General features: G+C 73.9%; 3 protein-coding genes. 1 reads left to right on the forward strand and 2 read right to left on the reverse strand.

All coding sequences use genetic code 11. From position 1 onward, the window contains the following. Window positions 1–38: 38 nt before the first annotated feature. A complete protein-coding gene (gene lon / locus AB0G02_RS25795) occupies window positions 39–2,405 on the reverse strand; it encodes an endopeptidase La (RefSeq protein ID WP_360798254.1) in 2,367 nt (788 codons plus the stop codon). Window positions 2,406–2,605: 200 nt separating this feature from the next. On the opposite strand from lon, the gene AB0G02_RS25800 reads away from it, so the two are divergent. Next, the gene (locus AB0G02_RS25800; protein ID WP_360798256.1) at window positions 2,606–3,406 is read left to right on the forward strand and encodes an SAM-dependent methyltransferase; all 801 of its coding nucleotides are present in this window, start codon (window positions 2,606–2,608) and stop codon (window positions 3,404–3,406) included. Window positions 3,407–3,421: 15 nt separating this feature from the next. On the opposite strand, the gene AB0G02_RS25805 is transcribed toward AB0G02_RS25800, so the two are convergent. Further along, window positions 3,422–4,258 (reverse strand): serine hydrolase, encoded by an 837-nt coding sequence (locus AB0G02_RS25805; RefSeq protein WP_360798258.1) that lies wholly within the window; start codon window positions 4,256–4,258, stop codon window positions 3,422–3,424. Window positions 4,259–4,398: the final 140 nt, after the last annotated feature.

A 4,398-nucleotide genomic window follows, 5' to 3' on the forward strand; every position in this document is an offset into this window, starting at 1 on the left:
CCGCAGGGGGTCGACCGGGGCTCCGCGGTGATCTCCGGTCAGGCGGCCACGTCGGCCGCCGCGGCGACCGGCTCCAGCGCCAGTTCCACCACCTCGCGGACGTCCGCGACCAGGTGCACGGTGAGCTCCGCCAGCACCGACTCCGGCACGTCGTCCAGGTCGGGCTCGTTGCGCTGCGGCAGCAGCACCGTGGTGATGCCCGCCCGGTGCGCGGCCAGCAGCTTCTGCTTGACCCCGCCGATCGGCAGCACCCGCCCGGTCAGCGACACCTCACCGGTCATCGCCACGTCCGAGCGCACCGGGCGCCCCGACAGCAGCGACGCCAGCGCGGTCGTCATCGTGACGCCCGCCGACGGCCCGTCCTTCGGCACCGCACCCGCCGGCACGTGGATGTGCACGCCCCGGTCGGCCAGCACCTCGGCCCGCTCGTCGTGCGACCGCAGGTACGACAGCGCGATCTGCGCCGACTCCTTCATCACGTCCCCGAGCTGCCCGGTGAGCGTGACGCCGGACGCGCCGGTGGCCGAGGGCGCCAGCGACGCCTCGACGAACAGCACGTCGCCGCCCGCGCCGGTGACCGCGAGACCCGTCGCCACGCCGGGCACGGCGGTCCGCTCGGCCGACTCCGGCGTGTGCTTGGGCGCGCCCAGGTACTTGCGCAGGTCCGGCACGTCCACCGTGACGGGCAGTTCCGCGTCGCCCAGCGCGACCCGTGCCGTCACCTTCCGCAGGACGCGGGCCAGCGAGCGCTCCAGCTGCCGCACGCCCGCCTCGCGGGTGTACTCGCCCGCCAGCTTGCGCAGCGACGGCTCGGTGACCGCGACGTCCTCGGTCGTGAGCCCGGCCCGCTCGACCTGGCGCGGCAGCAGGTGGTCGCGCGCGATGGTGACCTTCTCGTCCTCGGTGTACCCGTCGAGCTGCACCAGCTCCATGCGGTCGAGCAGGGGGCCGGGGATGGAGTCGAGCACGTTGGCGGTGGCCAGGAACACCACGTCCGACAGGTCGAGCTCGACCTCCAGGTAGTGATCGCGGAACGTGTGGTTCTGCGCCGGGTCGAGCACCTCCAGCAGCGCCGCGGTCGGGTCGCCGCGGTAGTCCGCGCCCACCTTGTCGATCTCGTCCAGCAGGACGACCGGGTTCATCGAGCCCGCCTCCGAGATGGCCCGCACGATCCGGCCGGGCAGCGCGCCGACGTAGGTGCGGCGGTGGCCGCGGATCTCGGCCTCGTCCCGCACGCCGCCGAGGGCGACGCGGACGAACTTGCGGCCCATGGCCCGCGCGACCGACTCGCCGAGCGAGGTCTTGCCGACACCGGGCGGACCGACCAGGGCCAGCACCGCGCCGGACCGCCGACCGCCCACGACACCCAGGCCGCGGTCCGCCCGACGCCGCCGCACGGCCAGGTACTCGGTGATGCGCTCCTTCACGTCGTCCAGGCCCGCGTGGTCGGCGTCCAGCACGGCCCGCGCGCCCGCGATGTCGAACGAGTCCTCGGTGCGCTCGTTCCACGGCAGCTCCAGCACCGTGTCCAGCCACGTCCGGATCCAGCCCACCTCGGGCGACTGCTCCGAGGTCCGCTCCAGCTTGTCGACCTCGGCCAGCGCCGCCTTGCGCACGGTGTCCGGCAGGTCGGCCCCCTCGACGCGGGCCCGGTAGTCCTGCTCCTCGGTGGCGGGCTTGCCGTCCAGCTCGGCCAGCTCCTTGCGGATCGCGGCCAGCTGCTGGCGCAGCAGGAACTCCCGCTGCTGCTTCTCCACGCCCTCCTTGACGTCCTTGCGGATCGTCTCGGCCACGTCCAGCTCGGTCAGGTACTCGCGGCCCCACTCCAGCAGCTTCTCCAGCCGCTCGGTGACGTCGTTGGTCTCCAGCAGCCAGACCTTCTGCCCGTCGTCGAGGTAGGAGGCGTAGCCCGCGAGGTCGGCCAGCGCGGACGGGTCGTCCACCTGCTGCACCGAGTCGACGACCTGCCACGCGCCGCGCTGCTGGAGGATCGTGGTGACCAGCGCCCGGTACTCGCGGGCCAGCTCGCGGGTGCGGTCGTCGACCGGCGGCTCGTCCGCCACCGTCGCCTCCACCCACAGCGCCGCGCCCGGCCCGGTCGTGCCGGTGCCGATGCGGACCCGCTCGGTGCCGCGCACCACGGCCGCCCGCTCACCGCCGGACAGCCTGCCGACCTGCTCGATCAGCGCCAGCGTGCCGACCTTCGCGTACTTGCCGTCCAGCCGGGGCACCAGCAGGACCTTCGACCGGCCGCCGGAGGCCTCTCCCGCGGCCGTCGCGGCCTCGATCGCGGCGCGAGCCTCGGCGGTGGCGTCCGAGCCGCTGAGCCGGATCGGCACGACCATGCCCGGCAGCACGACCACGTCGTCCAGCGGCAGCACCGGCAGCGCCAACGTCTCGCCCATGATCCCTCCAAAGTTGAGTCTGACTGGCTCAACCAAGGTGAGCGCGGGATTGTTTCCGGATCGCGTTCGCCCTGAGCGAGCGCCCCGGGGTGCGCGTCCTAGGGTTGGCGGACTACTCGGTGTGAGCGTCCGTTCGGAGGTTGTGCCCCGGGTGCGGCACCGGAACGATCACGCAGTCGGTCGACTGAGGAGATGTGCGCATGGAGCAGGCGAGCTGGGTCCCGTCCTCGGTGGACCTGGACCGGCCGAGCGCGGCCCGGATGTACGACTACTACCTGGGCGGGTCGCACAACTTCGCGGTCGACCGCGAGGCGGCCAAGTCGGTCGAGAAGATCTTCCCCGGCATGTCCGGCGCGGCCCGCGCGAACCGCTCGTTCCTGCGCCGGGCGGTGCGGTACCTGCTCTCGCAGGGCATCGACCAGTTCCTCGACCTGGGGTCGGGCATCCCGACCGTGGGCAACGTGCACGAGATCGCCCAGCAGACCAACCCGCTGTCCCGCGTGGTGTACGCCGACGTCGAGCCCGTCGCCGTGGCGCACAGCACCGCGCTGCTGGCGGACAACCCGTCGGCCAGCGCGATCCAGGCCGACCTGCGCGACCCGGACTCGGTGCTGGGCAACGACGAGGTCCGCTCGGTGCTCGACTTCGACCGGCCCATCGGCCTGCTGATGGTCGCCGTGCTGCACTTCGTGCCCGACAGCGACGAGCCGCACGAGGCGATCGCGCGGTACCGGGAGGCGTTGGCGCCGGGCAGCTTCCTGGCCGTCTCGCACGGCAGCTGGGACGGCGTGTCGCTGGAGGGGCAGGAGACCGGCGAGCAGGTCAACGCCATCTACCGGCGCACCGACAGCCCGTTGGTGCTGCGGACGGGCAAGGAGATCGCCGCGTTCTTCACCGGGCTGGAGGTCGTGGAGCCCGGCGTCGTGCCGCTGACGGAGTGGCGGTCCGACTCCGACGACGCCTACATCAGCGCGTACGCCGGCGTCGGCCGCAAGCCCTGAGCCGCCGGGCGGTCGTCAGCGCAGGTGCTCGACCGCGAGGCGGGCCGCGGTGCCGATGACGGCGTCCGCCGCGGGCAGGGTGAAGGCGGTGCTCGCGCTGCGGGTGAACACCGCCACCGCGTAACGCCCGCCGTCGGGGTACTCGACCACGCCGACCTCGTTGCGGACGGTCGGCAGGGTGCCGGTCTTGCCCGCCACCCGCACGTCGTCGAACGGGAAGCCCGACGCCAGCCGGTGCGGCCACACCTGCAACCCCATGGCCCGGCGGACCGGCGCGCACCCGTCGTGCCCCCACACGTGCCGCAGCAGGGTGGTCAGCTCGCGCGGTGTGCCGCGGTTGGTCCGGTCCGGGTCGAGGGCGCGCAGCCGGGACAGCACCACGGGATCGGCCAGCGCCGCCGGCAGCTCGTCGGGGGCGGCGTCCTCGGCCATGGTGCGCATGAAGTCCCGCGCCCGGTGCACCACCGACGTCCGCTCCAGCCCCAGCTCCCGGAGCGTGCGGTCGACCTCGTCCAGGCCGACCACGTCGACCAGCGCGTCCGCGGCGGCGTTGTCGGACACCGTGACGGCGAGGTGGGCCAGGTCCCGCAACGACATCGTGACCGGGTCGAGCATCCCGCCCACACCGGTGGGCCCGGTGCTGCGGTCGTCGGCCACGGTGATGCGGCGGGTCAGGTCGAGGCCGCTGTGGTGCAGGGCGACGACCAGGGGGATCTTGAAGACGCTCGCCAGCACGACCGGGGTGTCCGCGCCGACGGACACCTCGCGCTCGGGGTGGTCGAGGTCGACCGCGTGCAGCCGGCCGGTGACCCCGGCGTCGACGAACGCGGCGCGCACCCGTGCGGCGGTCACGCGAGGTACTCCGCGGCCGGGCGCGGGTAGCGCGGCAACGTGCCCTCGGCGTGCCGCATCCCCTGCGCGGTGAGCACTTCGGTGACGGCGTCGGCGACCGCGGTCACGGCCGGTGTGCGCCGCCCGCGCGGCCACGCGGC

This window comes from Actinosynnema sp. NPDC023658 (assembly GCF_040639995.1).
Classification (GTDB): domain Bacteria; phylum Actinomycetota; class Actinomycetes; order Mycobacteriales; family Pseudonocardiaceae; genus Actinosynnema.

What these genes read in the sequence shown, in the direction of transcription:
- lon (WP_360798254.1), bottom strand. Translation starts at nt 2,405, where the DNA reads ATGGGCGAGACGTTGGCGCTGCCGGTGCTGCCGCTGGACGACGTGGTC.
- AB0G02_RS25800 (WP_360798256.1), top strand. Translation starts at nt 2,606, where the DNA reads ATGGAGCAGGCGAGCTGGGTCCCGTCCTCGGTGGACCTGGACCGGCCG.